Genomic DNA, 24,964 nt, shown 5'->3' with positions numbered 1-24,964 from the left:
TTTATCTTTTTCACAAGGTATCCATATACTACCGATATCATTTTGCATTACATCTATGTGCTTCCAACCACCCAATCACTTTCCCCAGATCTGCAAGTGTTTCTGTCACTTTCGCTGTCACTTGTTCCGGCACAATTGCAATATCCGGAATACAAATAATTGCACCGCCAAGTGCGATTCCTGCGCGAAGTCCTGCTTCACTGTCTTCTAATACAAGACATTCTTCTGGCTTACATCCGATTTTCTCTGCCGCTACACGGAAAATCTCCGGATCCGGTTTGCTTTCTTTAATCTCATCACCATAGACAAATGCGTCCATTTTCTCATACACGCCCGCATCCTGCAAAAGTTTGCTTGCACGTTTCTTTTCTGTGGATGTTGCCACTGCTTTTTTAATTTCCTGTTTTTCAAGATAACCAAGCAATTCCTCTAATCCCTTTTTGACCGGTACACCATCTCCGGCTATAATCTCATTAAAAATTACATGCTTGGCAGCTCTTGCAGCGTCATAGTTGAATGTCTCTCCAAATGCTTCCATATATAATCTACGAATGACTGCAGGGTTCTTCCCTCTGCAGTCATTCATCAATTCGTCTGTTACATTAATTCCAAGATTCTCTCCTGTTCTCTTCCAACAATAGCTGGATAATCGCTCCGTATCAAACATGGTGCCATCCATGTCAAAAATTACGCCTTTTATCATGCCTGTATTCTGCCTCTTTCTTCCTGCCTGTTCTCGTGAATGTTTTATTCTCATATATACGCTCTCGTTCATTACTTCTGCCTGAAAGCATTTCACACTGTGAAATTACTCCTGGCGCAAAGCAATTCATGCCGTGAGATTATTTATTCTCCGGCTCTTCGCTGTATCCGTTAAAAAATTCTGACAATGCATCCAACGTCTTGATGAGTACCGGCAATTCTTTTTCATCCAATTTGTCCAAAATTGCCTCTGTCATCTGTCTGTGATAATCTGCATGGTGATGGTAAGCACGTTCTCCACGCTCTGTCAATTTCACAAATACAACTCTTCTGTCTTTTTCGCTGCGCTGTCTGGTCACGTACTTTTTGTTCACAAGGCTGTTCATTGCTGTCGTTAATGTTCCGACCGTTACATTTAGCTTTCTGGCTATCGAAGACATATTGCCACCTTCTCCAAGTCCGATTGCCTCAATAACATGCATATCGTTGTTCGAAATATCTTTAAATTCTTCGGTAATGATGGCTTTTTCCTCTAAGCGCCATATCTCATTGATCAGCGAAACTAACGTGTCATTGATCACCTTGTAAGCATCTTCCATGTTTTATCCCTCTTCATTCCCTGGCACTTTCCTCCCGTGCCCTTCCTTGGCTGCCTTCATTCAGGCAACTTCTCATACTTTTATTATATCCATCACTCCAGGCAGAATCAAGCCTTAAACAAATCTTGTATCACCTCTTCAACCGTTTCTATTTTCGTCGCCTTATATGCATTTGCACCACAAAATAAAAGTGCATCTTCCACTTCTCCTTTAGCAGCATGGATCAACGCATCTGTAATACAATACGGAATTTCTGCTGGATTGCATTTGTGCAGACATCCGTGACATGGACTGTGTGGGATTTTCTCACCGGCACGCACCTTTTTCTGAAATGAATTTAATATTGCCCGCCCCGGCATGCCCACCGGGCTTTTCACAATTACAATATCTTCTTTCTTTGCATCCAGATACGCCTGTTTATAACGAATATCCGCATCACATTCTTTCGTTGTCACAAACCTTGTTGCAACCTGTACGCCGTCCACTCCAAGTGCAAATGCTTCTTTCACTTTTGACGCATCATCTATACCGCCGGCGAGTACAACCGGAATTTCATGATCGCATTTTTCTTCGTAAATTTTCACTGTTTCCAGAATCTTTCTGACTTCATCTTCATATTTCTTTTTCCCACGATTTTCAGATCCGCTATTTACAGAACCATGGCACAGATTTCCACATTCTGCTTCATACATTTCCAATTCTTCCACAGAAAATCCGAGGTGTCCACCTGCGAGCGGTCCTTCTATTACTACCAGATCCGGCTGCCGTTTATATTTTTTCTCCCAATATCTGAAAATCACACGTGCGGATTTTTCTGACGAAACGATCGGCGCAAGTTTCACCTGACTTGCTCCTGCTATTTTCGGCAGATCCATCGGAAGTCCTGCTCCGGAAATAATAAGATCTGTACCTGCCTGTATCGCCGCTTCTACATATTTTTCATAGTGGCGCATTGCTACCATGATATTAAAACCAATCACGCCGTCCGGCGCAATCTTTCTCGCTTTCTCGTATTCTTTCTGAATCGTTCTTAAATTGGCTTTTTCCGGATTCTGATCAAAATCCGCTTCTTTAAAACCAATCTGGGCGGCAGAGATAATCCCTATGCCGCCCACTTTTGCAACAGTTCCGGCAAGATTTCCAAGGCTGATCCCGATTCCCATTCCACCTTGTATCACTGGAACTTTTGCTGTCAAATTTCCTATTTTTAATGGTTTATAGTCCATATTTTGCTCCTTAATGTGCAAATATCTGTGTTTCCTTACATCTTACGGAAACGCTGATATCTGTGTTCTGTCAGTTTTTGCTCCGGCATTTGCTCATAATTTTCTATAAACGCCTCTACTTTTCCCCGGAGCTGATCTGCAACTGGTTTCATCGTCTGTACCGTATATTGTTCCGGCTCTTCCAGCACACATTCAATCACGCCCATTTTCTTCAGATCATCTGCTGTCAGCTTCATCACTTTTGCCGCTTCTTTTGCTTTCGTGCTGTCTTTCCACAAAATGCTTGCAAATCCTTCCGGTGAAAGAATCGAATAAATGGAATTTTCCAGCATCCACACTTCATCTGCGACTGCCAGCGCAAGTGCTCCGCCACTTCCACCTTCACCGATCACAATTGAGAGTACCGGCGTTTTTAAACCGGAAAGTTCATATAAATTTCTCGCAATTGCTTCTCCCTGTCCACGTTCTTCTGCTTCCAGTCCACAAAATGCTCCCGGTGTATCTACAAAACAGATTACCGGACGGTGGAATTTTTCTGCCTGTTTCATAAGACGCAATGCTTTCCTGTAGCCTTCCGGGGATGGCATAGCAAAATTGCGCATAATATTTTCTTTGGTGTTTGTTCCTTTTTCCTGTGCGATCACAGTCACCGGTCGCTCTTTAAAATATGCGATCCCGCCAATGATCGCCGGATCATCTCCATAGAGACGGTCTCCGTGAAATTCTGTGAAGTCCTGGAACAGCATCCGTATGTAGTCACTGCCAACCGGACGGTTTTTCCTACGGGACAGAAGGACGCGGTCCCATGCATTTATCTTCTGAGTCTGTGCCATATCTACGATATCTTCTGAGTCATTACTCTTTATCTCATCCGCTGTATGAACCGTTGTCTTACTTACCATCTTACCTGTTGCCCGGTCTACCGCCTGATCTCCTGTCTGACTTGCTGTCTCCCCTGCCGTCTTATCTATTGTATCTTCTATGTCAGTCTGCACTTTCCCGTGAAATTCCAGAATTCTGCCTAATGTCTCCCGCATCTTTGGACGTTCTACGATCTGATCAATAAATCCATGCTCCAGCAGAAATTCCGAACGTTGGAAACCTTTTGGCAGTTTCTGTCCGATTGTCTGCTCAATCACACGCGGCCCTGCAAAGCCGATCAGTGCCTTTGGTTCTGCCAGTATAATATCTCCCAGCATTGCAAAACTTGCAGTTACACCACCGGTTGTTGGATCTGTCAAGACACTGATGTATAAAAGTCCCGCATCGCTGTGACGCTTCAATGCTGCGGATGTCTTCGCCATTTGCATAAGGGACACGATTCCTTCCTGCATTCTGGCACCTCCGGAACATGCAAATATAATAACCGGCAATTCCTGCCTTGTGGCGCGTTCTACTGCTCTTGTAATTTTTTCTCCGACAATTTCTCCCATACTTGCCATCATAAATCTGCCATCGCAGACTGCCAGTACGGCGGGTTGTCCAAGAATCGTTGCTTTTCCTGTTACAACGGCTTCCCTAAGTCCTGTCTTTTCCTGCAGTTTTTCAATTTTTTCTTCATAGCCTTTATAATCAAGTGGATTCTCTGTCTGAAGATCCATATCCCACTCTTCAAAGGAATTTTCATCTGCGATCATTTCTATCCTGCGGTATGCATGCACACGGAAATACCCTCCGCATTTCGGGCAGATAAAATACTCTCTTTTTACATCTTCCGCTATAATTGCACCGCCGCATTTGTTGCATTTGCGCAATAATCCTTCCGGCACTTCCGGTTTTCTGCCACCCAGATGAATATAATTTTTTCTTCCAGAAATCTGCCTGGTCTTTTTAAACATATTGTCCAGTTTCATAAAATGTCACCTTTATTATCTCTATCCTTATGCTTTGTGTTACTGTGCTTTCACCTGCATATTTTCAATAAACCCAATGTCAATATTGCCTTTTAAATAATCCGGATGATGCAGAATCTCATACTGGTAATCTACATTTGTATCAATTCCTTCGATAATAATTTCCCCCAGTGCACTCTGCATTTTCCGAATGGCTTCTTTTCTGTTTTTTGCCCATACGACCAGCTTGGCAACCATGGAATCATAATATGGTGGAATCGTATATCCGCTGTAAATTGCTGAATCGATGCGGATTCCTTTGCCTCCCGGAAGATACATATCCGTAATTGTACCCGGAGACGGACGGAAGCCTTTTTCCGGATTTTCTGCATTGATCCGGCATTCAATTGCATGTCCGCTTAAGTGAACATCTTCCTGTTTATAAGAAAGTTTTTCCCCTGATGCGATCCGAATCTGCTCCTTGACCAGGTCAATCCCTGTAACCCATTCAGTCACCGGATGTTCCACCTGGATACGGGTATTCATTTCCATAAAATAAAAATTCCCGTTTTTCTCCAGCAGAAATTCAATCGTTCCGGCATTCTCATATCCGGCTGCTTTTGCCGCCGTAACTGCCGCATATCCCATCTTTTCCCGCAATTTGCTGTTAAGTGCAATCGACGGCGATTCCTCGATCATTTTCTGATGATTTCTCTGAATAGAGCAATCTCGTTCTCCCAGATGAATGACATTTCCATATTTGTCTGCAAGGATCTGAAATTCAATGTGTCTGGGATTTTCCACAAAATGTTCGATATACATTGTGTTATCCCCAAATGCCATCTCTGTTTCTTTCTGCGCTGTCTGAAATGCATTTTCAAACTCTTCCGGCGTATCTGCAACACGCATTCCTTTTCCGCCACCGCCAAGCGCTGCCTTGACAATGACCGGATAACCGATTTCGGCAGCTGTTTTTGCGCCTGTCTCTACATCATAAATTGCTTCTGTACTTCCCGGAATCACCGGTACACCAGCCGCTGTCATTGTATTTCTTGCTTCCTGCTTATTTCCCAGTCTCGAGATTACATCGGAATCCGGACCGATAAATGTAATGCCACAGTCTTCACATAATTTTGCGAATTTACTATTCTCGGATAAAAAACCAAATCCCGGATGAATGGCATCTGCACCGGTTATAATAGTTGCGCTAATAATGCGGTCCATGCTCAGATAACTGTCTTTCGACGGAGCCGGACCGATGCAGACTGCTTCATCTGCAAGTTTTGTATGTAATGCTTCTTTATCTGCTTCTGAGTACACCGCAACCGTTTCAATTCCCATTTCCCGGCACGCACGAATGATGCGAACTGCGATCTCCCCGCGGTTTGCGATCAGAATTTTCTTAATCATACATGCTCACCTATCCAATCATAAATGTCAGTTCTGCACTTGCAACAACTTTACCGTCTACACTTGCAACTGCCTCTCCGACACCTACCGGACCTTTCTTTTTAATGATCCGTGTCTCTAATTTTAATTTGTCACCCGGCAGTACCTTTCCGCGGAATTTACATTTATTTATTCCGCCGAAAAATGCAATCTTTCCTTTATTTTCCGGTACACTTAAAATCGCAACCGCACCTGCCTGTGCCAGAGCTTCAATCTGCAATACTCCCGGCATGACCGGCTGTCCCGGGAAATGTCCGGCGAAAAAATCTTCCCTGTAAGTTACACATTTATATCCAATGGCATATTCGCCCGGCTCATAATCTTCAATGTAATCCAGAAGTAAAAATGGATGTCTGTGTGGAATAATTTCCTGAATTTCTGCTATATCTAAATGTTTCATCTGTTCCTCCTGTGAGACTCTTTTTCCTAAATAATGCGGAATAATGGCTGTCCGTATTCTACCGGTGCTCCGTTCTCTACCAGAACTTCCGCAACCGTTCCATCGTAGTCACTCTCAATCTCATTCATCAGTTTCATCGCTTCTACGATCGCCAGCGTCTGTCCTTTTTTCACCGTATCTCCGATTTGTACAAATGCTTCCGCATCTTCCGCAGGTGCTACATAAAAAGTTCCGACAAGCGGGGATGCAACTACTTTTCCCGCCGGCACGTTTTCTTCATTTACATTTTCTTTGCCTGTACCGGTACTTTGAATATCCTTTTCATTTCTGCCTGCCGTAAGAGCTGCCGTCTCGGATGTCAGTGCCTCTGATACCTGGATCGTCTGCACTTTTCTTTCTTTTTTACTGAGTTTTATCTTCACACCATTTTCTTCATATTTCAGTTCGGTCAGATCAGATGCTGACACGGACTCAATCAATGTAATCAGATTCTGAAATTCCATGTTATTCTCTCGCTTTCCAGTATTATCCTTCATAACGTTTCAACAACAGTGTTGCATTATGTCCACCAAATCCCAGTGAATTGGTCAGCACATAATTTACGTCTTTCTCTACCGGCGCACCTACTGCATAATCCAGATCACACTCTTCATCTGTCTCGGTAGTTCCCACTGTCTGATGGATAAATCCATCCTGTATCGTTTTCACACAGACGACACACTCTACGCCACCTGCTGCTCCTAATAAATGTCCGATCATAGATTTGGTCGAATTTACCACTACATTTTTAGCTGCTTCATCTCCAAGTGCCAGCTTAATCGCGCGTGTTTCAAACAGATCATTGTGATGTGTACTTGTCCCGTGTGCATTGATATAATCAATCTGCTCCGGCGTTACATTTCCTTCTTCCATTGCAAGTTCCATCGCTTTGGCTGCACCGCTTCCGTCTTCTGCCGGTGAAGTAATGTGGTAGGCATCTCCAGTTGCTCCATATCCTGCGATTTCCGCATAAATCTTCGCGCCTCGTTTTTTGGCATGCTCCAGTTCCTCCAAGAACACCACTCCCGCGCCTTCACCAAGTACGAATCCATCCCTATTTTTGTCAAACGGAATGGATGCGCGCATTGGATCTGTTGATGTAGACAATGCTGTCAGACTTGTAAATCCTGCTACTCCGGTCGGACAGATACAGCTCTCTGTTCCACCTGCCACCATAACATCTGCATCGCCGTACTGGATTGCGCGGAATGCATCACCGATACAGTTTGTCCCAGATGCACATGCAGTCACAACATTCGTACATTTTCCGCGGAATCCAAGCTGAATCGAAACATTTCCTGCTGCCATATTGGAAATCATCAGTGGCACCATTAACGGATTCACACGTCCCGGTCCGCGGGTTTTGATTTTATCGTATTCTTTCTCTACTTCCTGCAGGCTTCCGATTCCGGAACCAATGATCACACCTGCACGGAACGGATCTTCTTTTGTAATATCAAATCCTGCATCCTCACATGCCTCTTTTGCAGCTGCCACTGCATACTGGGAAAATGGTTCCATTCGCTTTGCAGCTTTAAAATCCATCCGCTCTTTTGCTACGAAATCTTTCACTTCAGCTGCGATCTTCACTTTATAATCTGTGGTATCGAATTTCGTAATCTCTCCGATCCCGACTTTTCCTTCTTTAATTCCCATCCAGAACTCTTCTATCGTATTTCCAATCGGAGTTACTGCGCCAAGTCCGGTCACTACTACTCGTCTCTTCAAATTCTTTTCTCCTTTATGCCATTACACACTTGTATCTTTGTCACGTCTGTAATCACTGCCATGCTCTTTTTCTTCCTGCTTACATCACCATGCCGCCGTCCACATGGAGCACTTGTCCGGTAATATAAGCTGCATCAGAGGACGCAAGAAATGCGACTGCAGATGCTACCTGCTCCGGCGAACCGAATTTCCCAAGTGGAATCTGCGATACCGATGCTTCTTTTACTTTTTCCGGGAGCACTGCTGTCATATCCGTCTCAATAAATCCCGGTGCAACTGCATTGACTGTGATTCCTCTGGATGCCAGTTCTCTTGCTGTCGCTTTTGTCAGTCCGATCACGCCTGCTTTCGATGCAGCATAATTTGCCTGTCCGGCATTTCCTGTCACGCCTACAATGGATGCCATGTTAATGATCCTTCCACTTCTCTGTTTCAGCATCTGACGTGCCGCAAACCGGATCGTGTGAAAAGCACCTTTTAAATTTGTATCGATCACCCTGTCAAAATCTTCTTCTGACATTTTCATCAGCAGGCCATCTCTTGTAATTCCTGCATTGTTTACAAGAATATCCATACTTCCTTCTGTCTTTATTACATCCTGTATAAATGTCTGACATGCACCATAATCTGAAACATCACACCGGTAAATCACTGCTTTTCCGCCTTCTGTTTCAATCTGCGCCTGCACTTCTTTTGCTTTTTCTTCTGAACCGTTGTAATTGATCACAACTTTTGCTCCCTGGGATGCCAGTTTTAACGCAATCGCTTTCCCGATTCCGCGGGATGCGCCTGTGACAACCGCCACTTTTCCTTCCAGCATATATATCCTCGCTTTCTGCCTGTTTTATATGAACCTGTTTCAAATTTTTCTGTCTGTTTTTTTGTATAAACCTGTTCCAATTTTTTTCTGTTATTTTCCGGAAAGCATTTCTGCAACTTTATCAACATCTTCCCATGCCGCTACATTGTATACGGCAACATCCCGGTTGATCTTACGAAGAAATCCTGCCAGCGTTCTTCCCGGACCGATCTCCACAAATGTATCGACACCATCGGCGATCATCTGCTCTACACTCTGCATCCAGCGGACCGGTGCACTTACCTGTTCCTTTAACAGTGCCTTTGTTTCTCTGATGTCCTCTACTTTTTTCGCAGTTACATTTGTATAGTACGGAATGGCAAGCGGATGTAATTCTGTCTGTTCTAATTCTTTTTCCAGCTCTTCACCTGCTGGTTTCAGCATCGGCGAATGAAATGGTCCGCTTACATTTAAAAGAATGGTCCGTTTTGCACCTGCTTCTTTTAATTTCTCCGCTGCTTTTTCTACACTGTTTTTTTCGCCCGTAATAACAATCTGTCCCGGACAGTTATAATTTGCGACCGTCACACCGGAAATGTCTGCAATGACATTTTCAATCTTCTGCGCATCCAGCGCCATCACTGCACACATGGCTCCTTCGCCCGCCGGCACCGTATTCTGCATCAGTATTCCTCTTTTTCTGACTAAACGGATGGCATCCTGATCTGTCATTCCGCCAGCCACAGCAATGGCTGTATATTCTCCCAGGCTCAGACCGGCTGTTACATCCGGTTTTACACCTGCATTTTCCAATACTCTCTCCATAGCAAGGCATGTTGTCACCATTGCCGCCTGTGTATATTCTGTAACGTCAAGCTTCTCATTTTTTTCAAAGCAAAGCGCCTTCATATCTATTCCCAGATGTTCTGCTGCTTCATCGTAAATCTTCGCCGCCAGTTCGCTGTTTTCATAAAAATCAGCTCCCATTCCGGCTTTCTGCGCTCCCTGTCCTGGAAAGATAAATGCTGTTTTACTCATAAAATCCTTTCCCTCCGATCAATTCATCGGTCTCTTTCACCAGTTTCTGGATCAATGCCTGACAGGACATTCTTTCTTTTACCATTCCTGCAATCTGACCTGCCATGACACTTCCATTTTTCACATCTCCGTCTACAACTGCTTTTCTTAAACCTCCAAGTGTCAGATGTTCCAGTTCTTCGAAGCCTGCACCCTTATTTTCCAATTCTATATATTTCTTTGTCATATCATTGCGAAGCGCTCGCACCGGATGTCCGGTCGTTCTTCCTGTCACACGAGAATCAATATCCTTCGCTTTGATAATCCGCTCTTTGTAATTATCGTGTACCTGCGACTCATCTGTGACTACGAAATGCGTCCCCATCTGTACACCTTCTGCGCCCAGCATGAATGCTGCTGCAATTCCTCTTCCATCTGCGATCCCTCCGGCTGCGATCACCGGAATCTTCACCGCATCTGCGATCTGCGGAACAAGTACCATCGTTGTATTTTCTCCGATATGTCCGCCGGCTTCGCATCCTTCTGCTACGACTGCATCTGCACCGCAGCGTTCCATTCTCTTCGCAAGTGCGACAGAAGCAACCACCGGAATGACCTTCACGCCGGCTTCTTTCCACATTTTCATATATTTTTCAGGACTGCCCGCTCCTGTTGTCACAACTTTTACGCCTTCTTCAACAATCACTCTGGCTACTTCATCTGCATATGGACTCATCAGCATAATATTGACTCCAAATGGCTTGTCAGTCAGCTTCTTTGCTTCTCTGACCTGCTCTCTTACCCAGTCAGCCGGAGCAGATGCAGCACCTATGATGCCAAGACCTCCGGCATTTGAAACGCCAGCCGCCAGATGGTATTCTGCCACCCATGCCATACCGCCCTGAATAATCGGATATTCGATTTCTAATAATCTGGTTACTTCTGTCTGCATAGTTCAACCTCACTTACTTATTTGTACTTTGTGCCACTTGTTTTATTTATGTGCTTCGATATATTTCACAACATCTCCAACTGTTACGATCTGTTCCAGATCTTCTGTCGGGATTTCAATTTCAAATTCCTCTTCCAGTCCCATGACCATCTCAAAAAGGTCAAGAGAATCCGCTCCCAGATCTTCTTTGAAAGAAGAGTTCTCTGTAATTTTGCTTTCTTCCACTCCAAGGTTTTCTGCTACTAACGCTTTAATTTTCTCTAACATATGTCTGTTCTCCTTCATCTTCATTATTTTTCTGTTCTTATAAATACTGCTGGGAGATCTTCTAAGCAGTCTTCCCTGTGATGTCATGTTCTCCCGGCGTTTTATATAAAGGTGGAATTTTCCAGCTCTTTATATCTCTGTGATATTTCGACCTTATACGGTCGCCTGCCGAAACTGCACTGATTGATTATTCCAAATGCTATGACCACTGAATGATTGTCGCACCCCATGTCAGTCCTGCGCCAAAGCCGGCAAGTACAATTTTACTGCCACTCTTTAATTTCCCTTTACGGTTACATTCGTCCAGCAAAATCGGGATACTGGCAGAAGATGTATTGCCATACTCCTTAAGATTCATTGGGAATTTTTCTATCGGTTCATCCAGTCTCCTGGCAACCGCTTCAATGATTCTTCGATTTGCCTGGTGCAAAATATAGCATGCGATGTTTTCTTTCTTTAATTTGTTCTTTTCGAGCGTCTCCGTTATGACTTCTGGCACTTTTTTTACAGCAAATTTAAATACTGCCTGTCCGTCCATCTGCATGAAATGTTCTTCATCAAATACTGTTTCCTTATCGATCTTTTTTGTAAGGCCATTTGCATCATGTCTGCTCTTTAGCGTAAGTGCTTTTCCGCTTTTCCCATCGGAATGTGTCACCGGAAAATACATTCTGTCTGTCGTTATTTCCTCATTCTGTGCGTCATACGCCTGTACAACTGCCGCTCCCGCTCCGTCTCCGAATAAAATGCATGTCCCACGGTCTTCCCAATTTGTCAGATTCGACAGGCTCTCACTTCCAATAACCAGTACTGTCTGGTACATTCCTGCCGCAATATAAGCTGCTGCCGTATTATATGCCAGTACAAATCCGGTACATGCTGCGCTTAAATCAAAACAAGTTGCATTTAACGCACCTATTTCTTTCTGCACTTCACATGCCGCACACGGAAGTATTACATTCGAAGAAATTGTTGATACAAGGATCAGATCTACTTCTTCCGGTCTGACATTTGCATTTTCCAGTGCACGCTTTCCTGCCTCTGCTGCCATTGATACGGTTGTCTCATTCGTGATAATGTGCCGCCTTGCCACGCCGGTGCGTTCCTGAATCCATTCATCACTGGTTTCTACTAATTTTGCAATGTCGTTATTATCCATACAATATGACGGGATATAAGAACCCGTTCCTGTTATTCTTCCAATCATGTTCATTCCTCTGTATATTTCCGCCGGAAGACAGATCGTGACATCGCATTTTATCTCCGACGAATTATTTTGACTTTCAAAGTATATATTCTTTTCCTTTGTTTGTCAAGTATTTTGATATTCAAATTATATTATCCTAAAAAATTACCCCACCGCCGGTCAGGAGATATTTCCAAAACCGGCGGTGGGTTTGAACTGTATGTACACATCAACCAATTATGGTCTCTGTCCCATTCCACCTTCCAATGTAATTGTCTCACCATTCATATATTTAAAATCCGGAGAAGCAAGCTGTACGCATGCACGTCCGATCTCTTTCTCAACGTCTCCGTAGTGTCCTGCCGGCGGCATCTTAACATTTGCCTTAAATGCGTCAGGATATGCTTTCTGGAAATTCTCTAACTGTGCTGTCCATGCAAGCGGGCAAACAATATTGACATTGATTCCATCTGCTCCCCATTCTGTTGCTGCAACTCTTGTAAGTCCACGGATACCTTCTTTTGCAGCCGCATACGCACACTGTCCATAGTTGCCAAACAATCCTGCTCCGGAAGCGAAGTTGATTACTGAACCTTTAGTCTCTTTCAGGTAAGGATAGCATGCTTTCATATAATAGAATACTGCATAAAGTCCGGAATATACTGCAAGGTCAAACTGCTCTGTTGTGTGATCTGCAAGTGTTACACCCGAAGCAGATGCCTGTGCATTGTTGATCAGTACATCAATTCTTCCAAATTTGTCAACTGTCTGTTTTACTACATTCTGAACTGCCGCCTGATTGTCCGCTCCGGCGTTCACATCTGCCTGTACCGGCAGCACTTCAATTCCGTATAATCTCTCTAATTCTTCTTTTGCATCTTCCAGCTTCTTTACATTTCTTCCGGTAATAACAAGATTAGCGCCCTCTTTTGCATAAGCAGTTGCAATACCATATCCGATCGATCCGCAACTTCCATCACTTAATACAGCGCGTCCTCCTCCTGTAATGATTGCTGTTTTTCCTGTTAAAAATCCCATAGTTTTAACTCCTTTCTGTGCGTTATGTCTTTTCTGATCCATACCTTCTGTCACGGCACCTGCAAGTTATCTCTCCTGCACTGTGGAGTGGTCTTCTTCTCGTCCTTTCGAGTTCCCCTTAAGCAGCTTCATATCCTGGCTGCACACTTCCCGAAATGGGCAACTGCGCTTCCCCAGCGCGAAAGGTATAAGAGTATAATAGCAAATCGCTCCTGCGAATTCAATATACAATTTCGTTTATTTTCAGTCATATTTGTTAATTTTTTACTAATCTTTCTTATTGTTAGAAAATTGCCATTTGAATACTTATTTATTCCATCCCCACCTGAATATCTGCTTTATTTTTCTTTTCATTTGTCCCCCAGCTTGTTACAATAAAGTATGATGTCAGGGTCAAAAGTCTGAAAACACGATATGTTACACAAGAGCGGTTTTATGGCTTTATGACCCGCCTCGATATGAGCATAAAAAGAAAGCATTAGCTTCACGATATGCGAATATGGGGTAGAATTTAAGAAAAGATGAGGTAACAAAATGAAATTAATGATTGCATCCGATATTCACGGTTCAGCTTATTACTGCAAAAAAATGCTGGAAGCATATAAAAAAGAAGAAGCAGACCGTCTGCTTCTTCTTGGCGATATTTTATATCATGGACCACGTAACGATCTTCCGAAAGATTATAACCCAAAGGAATGTATCGCTATGTTGAATCCGATGAAAGAACATCTGCTCTGTGTCCGTGGGAACTGCGATACAGAGGTTGACCAGATGGTTCTGGAATTCCCGATCCTTGCCGACTACGGTTTCCTGGAACTGGATGGACATACGATTTTCGCCACCCATGGTCATCATCACAATCCGAAGAATCCACCGATGTTAAAAAAAGGTGACATTCTCTTAAACGGACACACACACATTCCTGCACACCAGGATAATGGAACTTTCATTTACATGAATCCGGGATCTGTCTCTATTCCAAAGGAAAATTCTGCACATGGGTATATGATCTATGACGGTGAATTCCACTGGAAAAAACTTGATGGGGCAGAGATTCCTATGCCACTCCAAAAGGTTTAATAATAATTTAAATTAAAAAATAGATCGCGTCCAACCTCATTGTCTGGCACGATCTATTTTTTTCTTAATTTTTCTGTTCTTTCTTAAACACTCTTCTATATAAATTACGCATTCCACTGACTAACAGTGTCAGATAACGAAGTACCGGTTCTGTTGCAATGGAAAAAATCACAAACAACATAATGCATTTTTCTGACATCCCTGTGATTGCAAACAGCTTTGGCAGGAAGATACTGCAGAGGATGAGACCTGTCATGGACCCAATCCACACAATTCCGCGCAGAAGATTCAAAGGCTGACAGATCCGGTACAATATCATAAATCCAACAACCGCAAGCAGCATAGTTGCTGCTGTCGAAATAGCCGTTGCTCCAACTCCGAATTCCTGCCCAAACACAACCAGTGCCCCAACTGCAAGTACATCAGTAAGCCCCGCCGGAAGTGCTTTTAATACAACATTTGTAAGGAAATGTCCTTTAATAATATCTTTATTCGGCTGGAACGCAAGGAAAAATCCCGGTATTCCGATCGTAAACATACTAATCAGCGAAACCTGTGATGGTTCCAGCGGATAAGAAATCATAAATACAACCGAGAACAATGACAACAGGAAGGAGAATATGTTCTTTACAAGGAACAGACTCGCTGATCTCTGGATATTATTTACTACACGTCTTCCTTCCAATACAACTGATGGCATACAGGCAAAATTGGATTCCAGAAGCACAACCTGTGATGCCTGTACCGCCGCGTCACTTCCGGATGCCATTGCAACGCTACAATCCGCATCCTTTAATGCCAGTACATCATTTACTCCGTCTCCCGTCATTGCTACGGTTCTTCCCTGGGCTTTCAAAGCCTGTACAAACTGACGCTTCTGCGCCGGTGTAACACGTCCAAACACAGTATATTCCGCAATCGCTTCCGCTGTCTCTTCTTCTGTCCGAAGCGTAGACGCATCAATATAACGATCTGCATTTTTAATTCCTGCTTCTTTTGCAACCTCAGAAACCGTCAATGGGTTATCACCGGAAATAACTTTCACATCTACTCCCTGTTCTGCAAAATAGGCAAATGTTTCCGGTGCCTCCTGACGGATTGGATTTGCCAGAAGAATATAGCCGTAAGGAATCACCTTATCTCTCAGACGTTCTCCGTCCAGTTCTCCTTCGTATTTACCAAACAATAGCACACGATATCCTTTGCCGGCATATTTCTGGACCTCATCCCTGCACTGGTCATAATCTTTCCGAAGCACCAGTTCCGGTGCGCCAAGTACATAATTATTCTCTGTGCCATCCTTTTCCTTCAAACACACTGCACTGTATTTCACTGCGGATGTAAAAGGAAATACCTTCACCACGTTTCGTCCGTTTCTATCCTGGAAATACTCTTTCAGTGCCGCCATTGTTGCATTATCATTGCTCATGGCTTTTGCAAAATCTCCAATTAACGTACGGAGCTCTTTTTCATCTGGTTTTCCTGCTGACTTTTTCTCACCGATTTCTTTTTCTTCGGTTTCTTCTTTTTCTTCATTATCTTTTTCATCTGCTGTAACTGCTACCAGTTGCTTCACACACATAGATGGTTCGGTAATCGTTCCTGTCTTATCGACGCATAATACATCTACACGCGCAAGCGTCTCGATACTCTTCATGTCATGCAGCAATACTTTCTTGCTGGCAAGTCTCATGGAACTTACTGCCAGCGCAACACTTGCAAGCAAGTATAAACCTTCCGGGATCATACCGATCACAGCTGCTACCATAGATGTAATACTTGACCGGAACGGATCATGGTTCATAAAGAAGCTCTGCACAAATAAAACAATTCCAATCGGGATCAACGCAATTCCGACAAATTTGACCAGTTTGTCAAGAGAACGGATCATCTCCGACTGTTCACCCTGTTGCATCTGCTTTGCTTCCAGAGTCAGTTTTGAAATATACGAATCAGCACCAACTGCATCCAGTCTTGCATGACACTGACCTGCCACAACAAAGCTTCCCGACATCAGTGAGTCGCCTTTTTGCTTCGTAATCTCATCCGATTCTCCGGTAAGCAGCGACTCATTGACCTGCACCTCGCCTGCCACAACAATCGCATCTGCCGGTATCTGATTTCCCGCTTTAAAAATTACAATATCATCCAGAACAAGCTCCTGTGCATCTACTCTGGATATCTTACCGTCTCTTACCACACTGGCATGCGGTGCATTTAACATATTCAGATTATCCAGTACTCTTTTTGCGCGGACTTCCTGTATGATACCGATCAATGTATTAAAAATAATAACCGGAAGAAATGTCAGATCCCTGAACGCTCCGACAAGGCAAAGTAAAATTGCCAGTACGAGAAAAATCAGGTTAAAATAAGTAAATACATTCTCATGTATTATTTCTCCTGTTGTCTTTGACGGCGGATCTACCGCTATATTCGACCAGCCATCTGCTCTGTGCTTAGCCACCTGTGCCGCTGAAAGCCCGATCTCATAATCCGGCTCGTAACGGTCTGTAGTTCTCTTTCTAACACCTGTTTTTGTAAATGTTTCTGTTATTCCTTCATCAAAAGGTTCGTCCTTATAGCCTTTATTTTTATAGTAATTCTGTCTTTCTTTTTTATATTTCCAACCGGCGGGCTTTTTTCTTTTCATTTAGTCCCTGCCTCCTTTTATTTTATGTTAGGATTAAAAAATGCCATACGAATTGTTCCGTACTGTATACTCCTACAATTCTCCCCAATCTTCTATATCATCTTAGCACATTTTTCCATTTGCAAATCTAAAGATTCTGTGAATAGTTTCTTAGTTTTATCATAACATACTTTAAAATATTATCACAAAATATCTTTTGACTATCTGTCCATTCTTCGTTATAATCGTAAAAGCAAATAGAAAAGGAGACAGAACATCTATGAATTTCAATCAGATTACCATGTTATCAAAAATGAAAAATGCCATGGAAACATTTCGCCGGAATCATCCAAAATTCCCATTGTTTTTGAATGCCGTATCACAGGATGCTCTTGTAGAAGGAACTATTATTGAAATAAATGTAACTACACCAGAAGGAAAAAATTACTGTACTAACGTAAAATTAAAAAGCAGCGATCTTGAATTAATGGAAACCTTGAAAAATATGAACTCTTAAGACCTGTTGTTTCTGTCGGGCAATGCTAAAGTGAGCTACAAAGCCTGCCGCTGACAGTTTTCTCCGGGTATTAGGGCAATACAAAAGCAGCACCGCAATATCTTTCTGAGGAATTCCCTCATTTTCAGATATTACCGTGCTGTTTTTTATTACTACATTTATAGTCTGACTTTTAGCTATATATGAAGAATCTGTCACTGACATTCTTCAAAAACGACATAACACTTCAGACTCCCACTTTTTTACAGATATCTGCCAGGCAGCATCTGTCACAGTGTGGCGTTGTCCGTGCTGTACAGACTTCTCTTCCGTGATATACAAGACGATGGCAGAGCTCACTTCCTTCTTCCGGAGGGATGATCTTCCATAGTTCCATCTCTACTTTCTTCGGATCTTTGATTCCATCTACCAGTCCGATCCGGTTAGACAGCCGGATACAGTGTGTATCTGTAACGATCGCAGGTTTTCCAAACACATCTCCCATAATCAGGTTTGCGCTTTTACGCCCAACACCTGGAAGTTTCAGAAGCGCTTGAAAATCATCCGGTACATTTCCGTCGTATTGTTCATCCAGAATCTTCATGCAGGCGCTGATATCTCTTGCCTTACTTTTGCCAAGTCCGCATGGTCTGACAATTTCTTCAATCTCTTCCGGTGAAGCCTGTGCCAGCGCTTTCACCGTCGGATACTTATCATACAATGTTTCAACGACTATATTCACTCTGGCATCCGTACACTGTGCGGCAAGTCTCACACTTACCAGTAGCTTCCATGCCTGATCATAGTCCAATGTACAGTCCGCATCCGGATATCTCTTTTTCAAACGTTCTATTACTTCAAGTGCTCTTTGTTTTTTTGTCATTCTGTCTGCTCCTTCTTGCTGCCATCACTAATCATCTGTAATCTTGGAATGATGTATTACATACCCAGTTTTTCTGCAACAGCCTGTCCTGCCGGTGTGCCTGCGACACCACCGATACCCGTCTCACGAAGAGTAACATCCATCTTATCTCCAACATCTTTCATTGCATCAATCACCTGATCGATCGGGATCTTACTTGTAATTCCAGCCAGCGCCATATCTGCAGCTGCCAGTGCATTCACTGCACCTCCGACATTTCTCTTCACACATGGGACTTCTACCAGTCCCGCTACCGGATCGCATACCAGTCCCATCAGATTCTTAAGCGCCATTGCACATGCATTGGCGATCACTTCACTGTTGCCACCACGTACATGACAGATTGCACCTGCTGCCATTCCGGAGCCGGAACCTATCTCAGCCTGACATCCACCTGATGCACCTGCAAGATATGCTCTGTTGGCTATGATCTGTCCCAGACCTGCTGCTACATATAATGCTTCTATCATCGTTTCCTCCGGCACCTGATACTCTCTGTAATAAGTAACAAGAACTGCCGGAAGTACACCACATGCTCCAGCAGTCGGTGCTGCTACTATTCTCTTCATGCATGCATTATTACAGCCCATTTTCAATGCATTTGCCATAACTTTTGCCATAAAATCGCCACATAACGGTTTCTCATTCTCTCTGTAGGCATCCATCTGACCGCCGTCTTTTCCGACCATTCCACTTTGTGAAACCAGATTCTCTTCATAGGCATCCAGGTTTTCCAGCATAGACTGCCACATACCTGTCATCTGTTTCCAGGAGTTTTCCAGTGTAACTCCTCTTTCATTTGCATCTTCTATCTGTACAGCCTTCCAGAATGGAAGGCCATCTTTTTTGCAGCGTAGCTGCGCTTCTTCCATTGATTGATATGACATACGCTTCTATCTCCTTTTACTATTCTTACTCTACTCCGTTCGGATCCAGGAATTTTACCCGGATAATTCCCGGCTTACTCTCCAGATCTTCGATTGCTTCCTTCGGAATCACCTGATCTGTCTCAACAACCATTACCGCACAGCCTCCACGTTTATCGCGAAATACCTGCATTGTCGCAATATTAATCTCCGCTTTGGAAAGTGCTGCTGATACATCCATGATCCGTCCAGGTTCATCTATATTTCGAATAATCAAAGTGCATGTCTCACCGCTGAAATTCACGTCTATTCCATCCAGCTTGCAGACTTTGATACGACCACCACCGATGGAATGTGCCTGCATCTTCATCGTCGGAACACCTTCTGCTTCCATCACAATCTGTGCTGTATTCGGGTGTGCACCTTTAATGTCCTTGTTCTCAATTGTAAATTCCATGCCTTCTTCTTTTGCTACATCAAAGCTTACCGGAATCCGCATATCGTCTGGCAGCATCCCCAATAATCCTGCGATCAGTGCTTTGTCCGTTCCGTGTCCTTTCCCCGTTGCAGCAAATGAGCCATGCAGATATACTGTAGCTTTCTCTGGCTGTCTCCCGAACAATTGTCTTGCAATAAGACCGATACGCGCTGCACCTGCTGTGTGGGAGCTTGATGGACCGATCATAACCGGTCCTAAAATGTCAAAGATATTTCCCATTTTTTTACCCTCTCTTTTCTATTTTTTGACACATATCTACTTCTTATTATACGTTTTCTCACCTCTCTTTACAATCTTTTTCTGTACGCCGTTCTACTTATTTTCTTTCTCTTTTTTGTTATAAAAATCACATAATTTTCACCGCACTTTCCACTCCTGTATTCATCTATTTTGACACTGCAAACTTGTAAACAAAGTCATGATATGCTAACATTGAAGTCAGTCTGAAAAAGGGAGTGTATGACCTATGAACAAGAAAGAAGTACTGGAAATCCGCAAGCAGTTCACGCCGGAAAACTGTGCAATTACACGTATTTGCGGCTGCTATGTGGATCACGAGAAAGAAAAAAAGACAGAATTGAAAAAGGCTTTTCTTTCCATGCCGGAAGAAGAAGCCTTCAAATATTTTGATATTTTCAAACATACGTTATCCGGAACACTTGGGAAAAATCTGATGAACATGGAATTTCCGACAGAGCAGGAGATGCCGGGTGGAACGCAGGAATTTCTCTTAAAGCTCCGTGACAGCAAGCTTACCGATGATCTTCTGGTTGAGGAATTTTACGATAAGGTCATTGAAAATTATATTTACCCGGAAAATTATTACATCATACTGATCCATGCGGTCTATGATGTGCCGGGCAAATCTTCAGACGGTCTGGAGATGTTTGATGCTTCCGATACTGTATATGAACATATCATGTGCAGTATCTGTCCGGTAAATCTTACCAAAGCGGGGCTTACATACAATGCAGAGACGAACAATATTGAGGACCGTATCCGCGACTGGTTTGTGGAATTACCTGTCAAAGGTTTCCTCTTCCCGGCATTTAATGACCGCGCAAGTGATCTTCACGGAGTTCTGTATTACTCCAAGAAACCAGAAGAGCTGCAGCCGGACTTCATTGAAAATGTTCTCGGAAGCCAGATCCCACTTACCGCAAAAGATCAGAAAGCATCTTTCCAAACGATCATCAGTGATACACTGGGGGAAGATTGTGATTATGAAGTTGTAAGAAATATTCACGATAATCTGAATGAAATGATCGAAGAAGCCAAAGAAACACCGGAACCGCTAGAACTCGGCAAACCGGAAATGAAGAATCTTCTTGCCAGAAGCGGCGCTTCCCAGGAACATCTCGAAACTTTCGATGAGGAGTTTGCGGAAGTGGTCGGCGAAAAACAGACATTACTTGCCGCCAATATTGCAAGCACAAAGACTTTCCAGATTGAAACTCCGGATATTGTTCTGAAAGTAAACCCGGAGCGGTCTGATCTCGTTGAAACCCGAGAAATTGACGGACGGAAATGTCTCGTTATTCCGATTGATGAACATCTGGAAGTCAATGGAATTGAAGTCCATTAAGCATGGGATAAAAAGTATGGGCTTTCGTTTTGCAATTGAGTGCAAATAAAAATTTGCATATTTTTTCAAAATAATGCAAAAAAACATTTGCATTATCTGCCAGAATGTGATATTATACTTTTTGTCAGCGAGCGGAGATGGCGGAATGGCAGACGCGCTAGATTCAGGTTCTAGTGGGAGTTTATCCTGTGAGGGTTCAAGTCCCTTTCTCCGCACTAGCGATAAGAACTCTTGAGTAATCAAGAGTTTTTTTTATTGCAACGAAGCAAATGCATCATATTTGCATGACAGCATTTAGCGACCGCTAATCAGAGTAAGATTCTCGAGAACGTATCTTGTCTCTGTGTATACGATGAGCCAAGTACAGATTTGTGCTTGCACAAGGATCTGTATTTGGCGAACAAAACAAAAGACTTCACCCTGGGCACGCCCAAAAATGAAGTCTTTTTCGTTCCCTTACTATTTTCCTGCGAAACTTATTTAATAGCATCTCTCCATGTTGCAGGCTCAAACTTGTCCTGGATTGGGATCAGTCTCTGGTCAACATCGATCTGTAATACAGAGTTGAAATTATTTGTTGCCATCATCTGGCATGCAAATCCAACAATAACTACGATCTCTTTGTCAGTGTAATATTTCTTTAACTCTGTAAATGTCTCGTCAGATACTTTTGTAGGGTTCTTAACGATCTGCTCTGCAAGACTCTTCAGAAGTGCTTCTTTCTCAGTTGGTTCAAAGTTAGATGGATCAATTCCGATCTCTGCTAAATCGCTTACGAAGAATAAGGAGCACAGAAGGCATCCGTTTGTTGAAGATACAGAATGTGCATAAACAATTGCTGCACGCTGTCCAATAATTTCAACCAGTCTGTTCCAGGATGTATACCATCCCATAAATGCGTCATATGTTGCATAATCCTGAAGCAGTGCTTCTTTCATATTTGTTAATTTTCCCTGATTCTTTAACTCAAGATAAGCTTCCAGTTCTTTTCCTGTAGCTTCTTTTTCATTTGTAAATGCTACTCTTGCCATTTCTTAATGCCCTCCATTTTTATAACATATTCTTTCAGTAGGTTTATAGGAACATAATACTACTTTCCACATTTTCCGTCAATCATAAATCACATTTTCTCACTTTTTTGTTTGTTTTTTTTGAATTATTAAGAATGTATCTCTGTTAAAACGATGTAAATTTTCTCTCTTACATACAAAAGCACTTGCGCCTCATTATCGAAAAGGCTATAATATTCTACGGGAGATTTTGCAATTTTCGCAATAATTCCAACAATCATTTCTAAAATTATTTTAAAGGCAGGTGAACAGTATGGACGGTTGTGATAGTCACGGGCGAAGTAAGAATATAGAATCGGAAACAAGCAACAGTCGATGCTGTTGTTTTCTATAATTTTTGATTCTATTTTCCATGCCCTGATTTTCATTTCTTAAGACAGCACAAATTCATTTCTTAAGGATATTTAAACAACTGAAAATCACACAGCAACTTGGAGGTAAAAATGGAAAATAAAACACAGAATTACACACCGGAAATTCTAAAAATCATCCGGAGTAACACCTCTCCGGGGATTATGCGAAACAAACTGGAAGACTACCACGAGAATGATCTCGCAGAAGTTTTTCCGGAACTGACCGTAAAAGAGCGTGTCAAACTTTGTCGTATTCTCGACCTGGATATGCTTTCTGATATCTTTGAACACACCGATGAAAAAGAAGCAGCAGAATATTTGAATGAAATTGATGTCAAAAAAGCGGCATTAATTTTGTCTGCAATGGAAACAGATGCCGTTGTAGATGTTTTGCAGATGGTTCCAAAAGACAAAAAGAATCTTTTTATCGAACTGATGGATGATGATGCCAGAAAAGACATCGCCGTTATTGCTTCTTTCGACGAGGAAGAAATCGGTAGCAAAATGACAACCAACTGCATTATGATCCGTGAAAATCTCACGGTCAAGCAGGCAATGAGCAGCCTTATTGACCAGGCGGCAAAAAATGATAATATTTCTACTATATTTATGGTGACAGACAAACAGACTTTTTATGGTGCTATGGATCTGAAAGATCTGATCATCGCAAGACAGGATCAGCCGTTGGAAGACTTGATCGTAACGTCTTATCCTTATGTATATGGAAATGAACTGATTGATGATTGTATTGAAAAGTTAAAAGATTATTCCGAGGATTCTATCCCGATTCTTGACAATGAAAACAAACTGCTAGGTGTCATCACATCCCAGAGTATGGTAGACCTGGTTGATGACGAGATGGGTGAAGACTATGCAAAGTTCGCCGGATTGACCGCCGAAGAAGATTTGAAAGAGCCATTGCGCGAGAGTATTAAAAAGCGTCTTCCGTGGCTTCTGGTTCTGTTAGGTCTTGGCATGGTTGTTTCTTCTGTTGTCGGATTATTTGAAACAGTTGTAAGCCAGCTTACATTAATTATGTGTTTCCAGTCACTGATTTTGGATATGGCCGGAAACGTCGGTACACAGTCGCTTGCTGTTACGATTCGTGTCCTCATGGACGAGTCATTAACCGGAAAACAAAAATTTGAACTTGTATTAAAAGAAATGAAAATTGCATTTTCCAATGGTTTCATCCTTGGTGTTCTGTCCTTTATATTAATCGGATTGTATATTGCACTTTTCAAAGGAAAGAGTTTCTTGTTCGCCTATGCAGTCTCCGGCTGTATCGGTGCTTCACTGTTATTGGCAATGGTTATTTCCGGCGCCGTTGGCACATGTATTCCTCTCTTCTTCAAGAAAATACATGTCGATCCGGCTGTCGCATCCGGGCCACTTATTACAACCGTCAACGACCTTGTTGCCGTCGTATCCTATTACGGACTTAGTTGGATCCTTTTAATCAACCTGATGCATTTAGCAGGTTAGAAAAGGGGACGGGGATTTTCTAAAAAGGGACAGGTGCAACCGCAAAAGGGGACGGGGATTTTTTAGAAAATCCCCGTCCCCTTTTGCGGTTTTTTACATTTTCATCATGCCAGACATGATACACCCACCAATTGCTCCACATTTTCCCAATTCTATCCACTGGTCCATGTGGAATTTTATTCCACCGATTCCATATACAGAAATATCCACAGCTTCACAGACTTCTCGTAAAAAGAGCAAGCCTCTCGGCGGCAGCCCTTTTTTGCAGTCTGTAGCGTAAATGTGCCCTGCTGTTATGTAGGTTGCACCGAGTTTTTCTGCTTCTATGGCCTCTTCTACAGAATGTACAGAAGTGCCAAGTTTCGCAAATTTTTCTCTCCACCGCCCAGATGCACTTTTCCCAGCCGTCACTTCCCGTAACAATGGCAGTGGCAAATGAAGGCCGTCACACGGCAATTCCATCGCCACTTGATAGAATGTATGCAAAATACATGGAACCTGATACTCTTTGCAGATTGCCAGCACTTTCTCTGCAAGATCTTTATATTCTTTTTCGGTCAGATCTTTTTCCCGCAAAATTATGGCATCCGGTCCCCATTCACAAATTTTTCGGATCTGTTCTAAATATGGTCTCTTGCTTAATGTACGGTTTGTCACTGCAACTACATGAAACCCTTGCACTTTCTCATTTGTACATCTATCATCCGTATTTTTTATTTCTTTACACATACTATAATCTCTT

General features: G+C 42.8%; 24 protein-coding genes and 1 tRNA gene. 5 read left to right on the top strand and 20 right to left on the bottom strand.

The window, feature by feature from the left end; translation table 11 throughout:
- Positions 1 to 37: 37 nt before the first annotated feature.
- The 14 genes from DWY31_RS07415 to DWY31_RS07350 all read right to left on the bottom strand — a co-directional run bounded on the left by DWY31_RS07415 (position 38) and on the right by DWY31_RS07350 (position 13,234).
- Positions 38 to 757, bottom strand: a complete 720-nt coding sequence (locus tag DWY31_RS07415) for an HAD family hydrolase (RefSeq protein WP_243060480.1) — start codon at positions 755 to 757, stop codon at positions 38 to 40.
- A gap of 85 nt (positions 758 to 842) precedes the next feature.
- Positions 843 to 1,301: a MarR family winged helix-turn-helix transcriptional regulator gene (locus tag DWY31_RS07410; RefSeq protein WP_021859721.1), complete on the bottom strand. Its 459-nt coding sequence runs from the start codon at positions 1,299 to 1,301 to the stop codon at positions 843 to 845.
- A gap of 107 nt (positions 1,302 to 1,408) precedes the next feature.
- The gene (locus tag DWY31_RS07405; RefSeq protein WP_117537853.1) at positions 1,409 to 2,527 is read right to left on the bottom strand and encodes an NAD(P)H-dependent flavin oxidoreductase; all 1,119 of its coding nucleotides are present in this window, start codon (positions 2,525 to 2,527) and stop codon (positions 1,409 to 1,411) included.
- A 35-nt stretch (positions 2,528 to 2,562) separates the two neighbouring features.
- Positions 2,563 to 4,380 carry an acetyl-CoA carboxylase carboxyltransferase subunit alpha gene (locus DWY31_RS07400; protein WP_117537852.1) on the bottom strand — a complete coding sequence of 606 codons (1,818 nt, stop codon included), beginning with the start codon at positions 4,378 to 4,380 and terminating at the stop codon, positions 2,563 to 2,565.
- A 39-nt stretch (positions 4,381 to 4,419) separates the two neighbouring features.
- Positions 4,420 to 5,769 carry an acetyl-CoA carboxylase biotin carboxylase subunit gene (locus DWY31_RS07395; RefSeq protein WP_117537851.1) on the bottom strand — a complete coding sequence of 450 codons (1,350 nt, stop codon included), beginning with the start codon at positions 5,767 to 5,769 and terminating at the stop codon, positions 4,420 to 4,422.
- Positions 5,770 to 5,779: 10 nt separating this feature from the next.
- A complete protein-coding gene (gene fabZ / locus DWY31_RS07390; RefSeq protein WP_021859717.1) occupies positions 5,780 to 6,208 on the bottom strand; it encodes a 3-hydroxyacyl-ACP dehydratase FabZ in 429 nt (142 codons plus the stop codon).
- Between the two features lie 26 nt (positions 6,209 to 6,234).
- On the bottom strand, positions 6,235 to 6,711 hold the full coding sequence (gene accB / locus DWY31_RS07385) for an acetyl-CoA carboxylase biotin carboxyl carrier protein (RefSeq protein ID WP_021859716.1): 477 nt from the start codon (positions 6,709 to 6,711) through the stop codon (positions 6,235 to 6,237).
- 22 nt (positions 6,712 to 6,733) lie between these two features.
- Positions 6,734 to 7,975, bottom strand: coding sequence for a beta-ketoacyl-ACP synthase II (fabF, locus tag DWY31_RS07380; protein WP_118519926.1), 1,242 nt, complete (start codon positions 7,973 to 7,975; stop codon positions 6,734 to 6,736).
- A 79-nt stretch (positions 7,976 to 8,054) separates the two neighbouring features.
- On the bottom strand, positions 8,055 to 8,795 hold the full coding sequence (gene fabG / locus DWY31_RS07375) for a 3-oxoacyl-[acyl-carrier-protein] reductase (RefSeq protein ID WP_118519925.1): 741 nt from the start codon (positions 8,793 to 8,795) through the stop codon (positions 8,055 to 8,057).
- A gap of 90 nt (positions 8,796 to 8,885) precedes the next feature.
- Positions 8,886 to 9,812 (bottom strand): ACP S-malonyltransferase, encoded by a 927-nt coding sequence (gene fabD, locus DWY31_RS07370; RefSeq protein ID WP_117537849.1) that lies wholly within the window; start codon positions 9,810 to 9,812, stop codon positions 8,886 to 8,888.
- Positions 9,805 to 10,743: an enoyl-[acyl-carrier-protein] reductase FabK gene (gene fabK, locus DWY31_RS07365; protein WP_021859712.1), complete on the bottom strand. Its 939-nt coding sequence runs from the start codon at positions 10,741 to 10,743 to the stop codon at positions 9,805 to 9,807. Before fabK ends, fabD begins: the two co-directional genes overlap by 8 nt.
- Before the next feature lie 42 nt (positions 10,744 to 10,785).
- Positions 10,786 to 11,010, bottom strand: a complete 225-nt coding sequence (locus DWY31_RS07360; RefSeq protein ID WP_021859711.1) for an acyl carrier protein — start codon at positions 11,008 to 11,010, stop codon at positions 10,786 to 10,788.
- A gap of 199 nt (positions 11,011 to 11,209) precedes the next feature.
- The gene (locus DWY31_RS07355) at positions 11,210 to 12,217 is read right to left on the bottom strand and encodes a beta-ketoacyl-ACP synthase III (protein ID WP_117537848.1); all 1,008 of its coding nucleotides are present in this window, start codon (positions 12,215 to 12,217) and stop codon (positions 11,210 to 11,212) included.
- 216 nt (positions 12,218 to 12,433) lie between these two features.
- Complete coding sequence (locus DWY31_RS07350) at positions 12,434 to 13,234, bottom strand: SDR family NAD(P)-dependent oxidoreductase (RefSeq protein WP_117537877.1); 801 nt, start codon at positions 13,232 to 13,234, stop codon at positions 12,434 to 12,436.
- A 534-nt stretch (positions 13,235 to 13,768) separates the two neighbouring features.
- On the opposite strand from DWY31_RS07350, the gene yfcE reads away from it, so the two are divergent.
- Complete coding sequence (gene yfcE / locus DWY31_RS07340; protein WP_021859708.1) at positions 13,769 to 14,314, top strand: phosphodiesterase; 546 nt, start codon at positions 13,769 to 13,771, stop codon at positions 14,312 to 14,314.
- 64 nt (positions 14,315 to 14,378) lie between these two features.
- On the opposite strand, the gene DWY31_RS07335 is transcribed toward yfcE, so the two are convergent.
- Positions 14,379 to 16,967 (bottom strand): cation-translocating P-type ATPase, encoded by a 2,589-nt coding sequence (locus DWY31_RS07335; RefSeq protein WP_021859707.1) that lies wholly within the window; start codon positions 16,965 to 16,967, stop codon positions 14,379 to 14,381.
- 259 nt (positions 16,968 to 17,226) lie between these two features.
- Between DWY31_RS07335 and DWY31_RS07330 the strand changes: the two genes are divergently transcribed.
- Positions 17,227 to 17,463, top strand: a complete 237-nt coding sequence (locus DWY31_RS07330) for a hypothetical protein (protein WP_118519924.1) — start codon at positions 17,227 to 17,229, stop codon at positions 17,461 to 17,463.
- A 226-nt stretch (positions 17,464 to 17,689) separates the two neighbouring features.
- Here the strand turns inward: DWY31_RS07330 and DWY31_RS07325 are convergent, their stop codons facing one another.
- From DWY31_RS07325 to sdaAB, 3 genes are read right to left on the bottom strand one after another with little or no spacing between them, the layout of a single operon-like run.
- Positions 17,690 to 18,325: an endonuclease III domain-containing protein gene (locus DWY31_RS07325; protein WP_021859705.1), complete on the bottom strand. Its 636-nt coding sequence runs from the start codon at positions 18,323 to 18,325 to the stop codon at positions 17,690 to 17,692.
- Positions 18,326 to 18,381: 56 nt separating this feature from the next.
- A complete protein-coding gene (sdaAA, locus tag DWY31_RS07320; RefSeq protein ID WP_118519923.1) occupies positions 18,382 to 19,251 on the bottom strand; it encodes an L-serine ammonia-lyase, iron-sulfur-dependent, subunit alpha in 870 nt (289 codons plus the stop codon).
- Positions 19,252 to 19,276: 25 nt separating this feature from the next.
- Complete coding sequence (sdaAB, locus tag DWY31_RS07315) at positions 19,277 to 19,948, bottom strand: L-serine ammonia-lyase, iron-sulfur-dependent subunit beta (protein WP_118288414.1); 672 nt, start codon at positions 19,946 to 19,948, stop codon at positions 19,277 to 19,279.
- Between the two features lie 247 nt (positions 19,949 to 20,195).
- On the opposite strand from sdaAB, the gene DWY31_RS07310 reads away from it, so the two are divergent.
- Both DWY31_RS07310 and DWY31_RS07305 read left to right on the top strand, forming a co-directional pair.
- Complete coding sequence (locus tag DWY31_RS07310; protein WP_118519922.1) at positions 20,196 to 21,314, top strand: DUF4317 domain-containing protein; 1,119 nt, start codon at positions 20,196 to 20,198, stop codon at positions 21,312 to 21,314.
- A gap of 131 nt (positions 21,315 to 21,445) precedes the next feature.
- A tRNA-Leu gene (locus tag DWY31_RS07305) sits at positions 21,446 to 21,529 on the top strand.
- A 261-nt stretch (positions 21,530 to 21,790) separates the two neighbouring features.
- Here DWY31_RS07305 and DWY31_RS07300 read toward each other — a convergent pair.
- A complete protein-coding gene (locus DWY31_RS07300; protein WP_021859701.1) occupies positions 21,791 to 22,345 on the bottom strand; it encodes a carboxymuconolactone decarboxylase family protein in 555 nt (184 codons plus the stop codon).
- A 482-nt stretch (positions 22,346 to 22,827) separates the two neighbouring features.
- Here DWY31_RS07300 and mgtE point away from each other — a divergent pair, with 482 nt between their 5' ends.
- Positions 22,828 to 24,222, top strand: coding sequence for a magnesium transporter (gene mgtE / locus DWY31_RS07295; RefSeq protein WP_118519921.1), 1,395 nt, complete (start codon positions 22,828 to 22,830; stop codon positions 24,220 to 24,222).
- Between the two features lie 93 nt (positions 24,223 to 24,315).
- On the opposite strand, the gene DWY31_RS07290 is transcribed toward mgtE, so the two are convergent.
- Entirely contained in the window at positions 24,316 to 24,951 is a 636-nt protein-coding gene (locus tag DWY31_RS07290; RefSeq protein WP_021859593.1) for a thiamine phosphate synthase, read from the bottom strand.
- Positions 24,952 to 24,964: the final 13 nt, after the last annotated feature.

The organism is Dorea sp. AF24-7LB, from assembly GCF_003478575.1.
Taxonomy (GTDB): domain Bacteria; phylum Bacillota; class Clostridia; order Lachnospirales; family Lachnospiraceae; genus Dorea_D; species Dorea_D hominis.
The sequence above is the reverse complement of the archived record's forward strand: the minus strand, read 5'-3'. Positions and strand labels throughout refer to the sequence as shown.

Excerpts from the sequence above, each read along its gene's own strand:
- DWY31_RS07415 (WP_243060480.1), bottom strand. The coding sequence starts at position 757 with ATGAGAATAAAACATTCACGAGAACAGGCAGGAAGAAAGAGGCAGAAT.
- DWY31_RS07410 (WP_021859721.1), bottom strand. The coding sequence starts at position 1,301 with ATGGAAGATGCTTACAAGGTGATCAATGACACGTTAGTTTCGCTGATC.
- DWY31_RS07405 (WP_117537853.1), bottom strand. The coding sequence starts at position 2,527 with ATGGACTATAAACCATTAAAAATAGGAAATTTGACAGCAAAAGTTCCA.
- DWY31_RS07400 (WP_117537852.1), bottom strand. The coding sequence starts at position 4,380 with ATGAAACTGGACAATATGTTTAAAAAGACCAGGCAGATTTCTGGAAGA.
- DWY31_RS07395 (WP_117537851.1), bottom strand. The coding sequence starts at position 5,769 with ATGATTAAGAAAATTCTGATCGCAAACCGCGGGGAGATCGCAGTTCGC.
- fabZ (WP_021859717.1), bottom strand. The coding sequence starts at position 6,208 with ATGAAACATTTAGATATAGCAGAAATTCAGGAAATTATTCCACACAGA.
- accB (WP_021859716.1), bottom strand. The coding sequence starts at position 6,711 with ATGGAATTTCAGAATCTGATTACATTGATTGAGTCCGTGTCAGCATCT.
- fabG (WP_118519925.1), bottom strand. The coding sequence starts at position 8,795 with ATGCTGGAAGGAAAAGTGGCGGTTGTCACAGGCGCATCCCGCGGAATC.
- fabD (WP_117537849.1), bottom strand. The coding sequence starts at position 9,812 with ATGAGTAAAACAGCATTTATCTTTCCAGGACAGGGAGCGCAGAAAGCC.
- fabK (WP_021859712.1), bottom strand. The coding sequence starts at position 10,743 with ATGCAGACAGAAGTAACCAGATTATTAGAAATCGAATATCCGATTATT.
- DWY31_RS07360 (WP_021859711.1), bottom strand. The coding sequence starts at position 11,010 with ATGTTAGAGAAAATTAAAGCGTTAGTAGCAGAAAACCTTGGAGTGGAA.
- DWY31_RS07355 (WP_117537848.1), bottom strand. The coding sequence starts at position 12,217 with ATGATTGGAAGAATAACAGGAACGGGTTCTTATATCCCGTCATATTGT.
- DWY31_RS07350 (WP_117537877.1), bottom strand. The coding sequence starts at position 13,234 with ATGGGATTTTTAACAGGAAAAACAGCAATCATTACAGGAGGAGGACGC.
- yfcE (WP_021859708.1), top strand. The coding sequence starts at position 13,769 with ATGAAATTAATGATTGCATCCGATATTCACGGTTCAGCTTATTACTGC.
- DWY31_RS07335 (WP_021859707.1), bottom strand. The coding sequence starts at position 16,967 with ATGAAAAGAAAAAAGCCCGCCGGTTGGAAATATAAAAAAGAAAGACAG.
- DWY31_RS07330 (WP_118519924.1), top strand. The coding sequence starts at position 17,227 with ATGAATTTCAATCAGATTACCATGTTATCAAAAATGAAAAATGCCATG.
- DWY31_RS07325 (WP_021859705.1), bottom strand. The coding sequence starts at position 18,325 with ATGACAAAAAAACAAAGAGCACTTGAAGTAATAGAACGTTTGAAAAAG.
- sdaAA (WP_118519923.1), bottom strand. The coding sequence starts at position 19,251 with ATGTCATATCAATCAATGGAAGAAGCGCAGCTACGCTGCAAAAAAGAT.
- sdaAB (WP_118288414.1), bottom strand. The coding sequence starts at position 19,948 with ATGGGAAATATCTTTGACATTTTAGGACCGGTTATGATCGGTCCATCA.
- DWY31_RS07310 (WP_118519922.1), top strand. The coding sequence starts at position 20,196 with ATGAACAAGAAAGAAGTACTGGAAATCCGCAAGCAGTTCACGCCGGAA.
- DWY31_RS07300 (WP_021859701.1), bottom strand. The coding sequence starts at position 22,345 with ATGGCAAGAGTAGCATTTACAAATGAAAAAGAAGCTACAGGAAAAGAA.
- mgtE (WP_118519921.1), top strand. The coding sequence starts at position 22,828 with ATGGAAAATAAAACACAGAATTACACACCGGAAATTCTAAAAATCATC.
- DWY31_RS07290 (WP_021859593.1), bottom strand. The coding sequence starts at position 24,951 with ATGTGTAAAGAAATAAAAAATACGGATGATAGATGTACAAATGAGAAA.